This is a genomic window from Burkholderia sp. AU45388 (genome assembly GCF_030481585.1).
Lineage (GTDB): Bacteria > Pseudomonadota > Gammaproteobacteria > Burkholderiales > Burkholderiaceae > Burkholderia > Burkholderia sola.
In genome coordinates this window covers 1-4,415 of record NZ_JAUJPV010000049.1, presented here as the reverse complement: position 1 = coordinate 4,415, position 4,415 = coordinate 1, and the positions used below count along the sequence as shown (strand labels likewise).

General features: G+C 69.7%; 4 protein-coding genes and 1 pseudogene. All 5 read left to right on the top strand.

The annotated features are described in order from the left end of the window. Nucleotides 1-732, top strand: a 732-nt coding sequence (locus tag QZM72_RS35250) for an alpha/beta fold hydrolase (protein WP_301740417.1), incomplete at its 5' end; no start/stop codon positions are given. A 67-nt stretch (nt 733-799) separates the two neighbouring features. Further along, nucleotides 800-1,369 carry an isoprenylcysteine carboxylmethyltransferase family protein gene (locus QZM72_RS35245; protein WP_301740416.1) on the top strand — a complete coding sequence of 190 codons (570 nt, stop codon included), beginning with the start codon at nt 800-802 and terminating at the stop codon, nt 1,367-1,369. A 17-nt stretch (nt 1,370-1,386) separates the two neighbouring features. Further along, nucleotides 1,387-2,670 carry a glycosyltransferase gene (locus QZM72_RS35240; protein WP_301740415.1) on the top strand — a complete coding sequence of 428 codons (1,284 nt, stop codon included), beginning with the start codon at nt 1,387-1,389 and terminating at the stop codon, nt 2,668-2,670. After that, complete coding sequence (locus QZM72_RS35235) at nt 2,667-4,274, top strand: DHA2 family efflux MFS transporter permease subunit (protein ID WP_301740414.1); 1,608 nt, start codon at nt 2,667-2,669, stop codon at nt 4,272-4,274. Before QZM72_RS35240 ends, QZM72_RS35235 begins: the two co-directional genes overlap by 4 nt. 10 nt (nt 4,275-4,284) lie before the next feature. Continuing rightward, a pseudogene (locus QZM72_RS35230) lies at nt 4,285-4,415 on the top strand (glycosyltransferase family 2 protein); the annotation flags it as partial.

Below are 4,415 nucleotides of genomic sequence, written 5' to 3'. Positions count from 1 at the left end.
TGCTTCGACCTGCCGTATGCGGGGCAGTCGCGCCAGCACAACCCCGGCTGCTTCATCCTGACCAAGGACGACGAGGCCGCGATCCTTCAGTACCTCGTCGAGCGCTTTGCGCCGGCGTTCCTCGTGTCGGTGTCGTGGGGCGGCGTCGCGTCGCTGTTCGCGCTTGCGCGCGGCTGCCCGAGCGTGCGGCGCGCGGCGATCTGTTCGTTCTCGCCGTTCCTGAACGACGCAATGGTCGATTACGTGACGCGCGCCCGCGATCACATCGCGGCCGGCGAGAACCTGAAGGCCGCGCAGTTGCTGAACGACACCGTCGGCCGCTATCTGCCGCGCATCATGAAGCTGTACAACTACCGGTATCTCACGCGCCTGCCGCGCGACGAGCAGGACCAGGTCGCGTTTCACGTCGATCAGATCCTGTCGCTGCAGCCCGAGCGTTACTTCAGCGAGTTCTCGAACATCGGCTGCGAGCTGCTGTTCCTGAACGGCGAGCGCGACGAATACACGACGCCGGCCGACGTGCGCCAGCTCGGCGCGCACGTGCCGCGCGCGCGGTTCGCGACGGTACCGGACGCCGGTCACTTTCTCGACATCGAAGGCCGTGCGCAGCGCGAATACACCCGCGCCGCGTTGCTCGATTTCTTCTGCGACGAAGCGCCGGCCGCGGCCGGCATCGCGCGCGCCGCCGCGCATGCTTGCGTGCCCGCGCCGCTGCACGCGTTGTCGTCGTGACGCCGTCCGTCGTGCAGCGGGCGCGTCCCGCGCATCCGAATTCCCATCCCAACGAGGCAGGCCAGCCGTGAATATCGTTCAGACCATCGCCATCGTCGTTCCGTGGGCCGCGTGGCTCGCTTACTGGATCGCCACGTCGCAGGGTGTCAAGGCGACTGTGCGCAAGGAGGCGTCCCGCTCGCGCACGCTGCAGTCGATTCCGCTGATCGTCGGCGGCGCGCTGATCATCCTGCCCGATCCGTCGTGGCCGGCGCTCGTACCCGACTGGCAGCGTTTTGGGCTGCAGGCGCAGTGCGGGCTCGCGGTGCTGGTGGCCGGCCTGCTGTTCTCGGTGTGGGCGCGGCTGCACCTGGGCACGAACTGGAGCGTGTCGGTCACGCTGAAGGAAGACCACGAACTCGTGCGCACGGGGCCGTATGCACTCGTTCGTCATCCGATCTATACGGGCTGCCTGGTCGCGCTGGTCGGCGCCGCGCTGATTGGCGGCGAATGGCGCGGCGCGATCGGCGTGCTGCTCGTGTTCGCGTCGCTCGCGTACAAGGTGCGCGTCGAGGAGAGCTGGCTGACCGGGTATTTCGGGCCGGCGTATGCGCAGTACCGCCGCGAGGTCGCGGCGCTGATCCCCGGTTTCTATTGACACCCGCGAGGCGCGCGATGGCGAAGATGATCGTGACCGCGATCGGCTCGGCAGGCGACGTGCATCCGCTGCTCGGCATCGCGCGCACGCTCGCCGCGCGCGGTCACGAGGTCGTGTTCTGCACGCATGCGCCGTTCGAGGCGGCCGTGCGCCGCTGCGGGTTCGCGTTCGTGCCGGTCGGCACCGCGGCGGAATACGACGCGGCGATGGCGAACCCCGCGCTGTGGGATCCGCGCACATCGTTCCGCACGCTGTGGCAGGTGATCGCGCCGACGCTGCGCCCGCATTACGACACGCTGCGCGCGCTGACCGATGCCGACACGGTGCTGGTCGGCACGCTGTGGGCGTTTTCCGCGCGCTTCATGCAGGAGCTGCACGGCACGCCTTACGTGTCGGTGCAGGTGTCGCCGTCGACGCTGCTGTCCGCGCATGCGCCGCCGACTCACCCGCGCCTGACGATTCCCGCGCGCTGGCCGCTGGCGGTGAAGTCGGCGCTGATGACGCTGATCGAGCGGCTGGTGCTCGATCGCGTGTGCGGCCCGGCGCTCGACGCGGTGCGCCGCGAACTCGGGCTTGCGCCCGCGCGGCGCGTGCTCGGCCGCTGGCTGCATTCGACCGACGGCGTGCTGTGCCTGTTTCCCCCGTGGTTCGCGCCGCCGCAGCCGGACTGGCCGTCGAACCATCTGCAGAGCGGTTTTCCGCTGTTCAACGATATCGCGACACCCGACGACGATGTGGCACTCGATGCGTTTCTCGCGGCCGGCGAAGCCCCGGTCGTGTTGACGGCCGGTTCGACACGCGTCGATCACGCGGCCTATGCGCGCGCGGTGGCGGACGCGCTGCGCGCGACCGGCGCGCGCGGAATCTTGCTGACGCCGCACGATGCGGTGCAGGGCGATGACCGACTGCTCGTGCGCCGCTTCGTGCCGATGCGCACGCTGCTGCCGCGTTGCCGCGCACTCGTGCATCACGGCGGAATCGGTACGGCCGCGCTCGCATGCGAAGCCGGGATCGTGCAGGTCGTCACACCGTTCGCGCACGATCAGTTCGACAACGCGCAACGCGTCGTCGCGAACGGCTGCGGCGTGCGCGTCGACGGCCCGGTCGACGGCGCGCGGCTCGGCGCGGCGCTCGCGCGCGTGCTCGACGAACCCGCGTTCGCGGTACATGCGGAGCGCACGCGTGCGCTGCTCGCGGCCGCGCCGGACGGCTGCGGCACGGCCGCCGATTTCATCGAACGGTTCGTGCCCACGCGCGGACGGGCGGCCGCGCGGGCCGATGTCGCGGTGGCCGGCGCATGAGTCCCGCGTCGCCGCTGCACGACGGGCCCGTCGCGCCGTCCGCGTTCGACGCGTCGGCGTCGGCGTCGGCGCCCGCGCCCGCCGCGCAGCCGGTGCGCGGCATCCGGCTCGCGCTGCTGACGTTCGCGCTGTCGCTCGCGACCTTCATCGAAGTGCTCGACTCGACCGTGACGAACGTCGCGGTGCCGGCGATCTCCGGCAGCCTCGGCGTATCGAACAGCCAGGGCACATGGGTGATCAGCTCGTATTCGGTCGCGGCCGCGATCGCGGTGCCGCTCACCGGCTGGCTCGCCCGCCGCGTCGGCGAGCTGCGGCTGTTCGTCGGCGCGGTGCTGCTGTTTACGCTGACGTCGCTGCTGTGCGGGCTCGCGCGCGACCTGCACGTGCTCGTGATTTGCCGCGCGCTGCAGGGGCTGTGCTCGGGGCCGATGGTGCCGCTGTCGCAGACGATCCTGCTGCGCACCTTTCCGCCAGACAAACGCACGATCGCGCTCGCGCTGTGGGCGATGACGGTGCTGCTCGCGCCGATCTTCGGGCCGGTGGTCGGCGGCTGGATCGTCGACAACTTCTCGTGGCCGTGGATCTTCCTGATCAACTTGCCGATCGGACTGTTCTCGTTCGCGGTGTGCACCGCGATGCTGCGCCCCGACGCGCGGCGCGGCGCGGCCGGGCCGATCGACGTGCCGGGCATCGTGCTGCTCGTGATCGGCGTCGGCTCGCTGCAGGCGATGCTCGATCTCGGCCACGACCGCGGCTGGTTCGACTCGCCGCTGATCGTCACGCTCGCGGTGGTGGCGGCGCTCGCGATCGTGTCGCTGCTGATCTGGGAAGCGGGCGAAGCGCATCCGGTGGTCGACCTGAGCCTGTTTCGCGACCGTACGTTCTCGTTCTGCGTGCTGATCATCTCGCTCGGGATGATGAGCTTCTCCGTGGTCGGCGTGGTGTTTCCGCTGTGGATGCAGGCGGTGATGGGCTACAACGCGTTTCACGCGGGGCTCGCGACGGCGTCGCTCGGCGTGCTCGCGCTGGTGTTTTCGATCCTCGTCGGGCTGCATGCGCACCGTTTCGATGCGCGCGTGCTCGCGACGTTCGGCTTCCTCGTGTTCGCGGCCGTGCTCGCGTGGGACGCGCACTTCACGCTGAAGATGACGTTCGCGCAGATCGCCGCGCCGGGGCTGATCCAGGGGATCGGGCTGCCGTGCTTCTTCATTCCGCTGACCGCCGCGACGCTGTCGCGCATTCCGGACGACCGGCTCGCCGCCGCGTCGAGCCTGTCGAATTTCCTGCGCACGCTATCGGCCGCGTTCGGCACCGCGATGAGCGTGACGCTGTGGGACAACCGCGCGACCTATCACTACGACGTCGTGTCGCAATCGGTCACGCACGCGTCGGCGAATACACAGCGCTTCGTGCATGCGCTGAACGCGATGGGCGTGGATGGCGTGCGCGAGCTGACGACGCTGCATCAGGTCGTGATGCAGCAGGCCTACATGATGGCGACCAACGACATGTTCTGGATGGCGAGCATGACGTGTCTCGTGCTCGCCGCGATGATGTGGCTGACGCGGCCCAGGCGTGGCGCCGCGGCTTCGTTCGGGCATTGAGGAGCAGACCATGACGACACTCGGCGCACTCGTGATCCTGTATCACCCGAGCGACGCGCAGCTCGACGCGTTGCGCGGATGGCGGCACGCGTGCGACGCGCTGCTCGTCGTCGACAACACGCCTCGGCGCGACGCACGGGC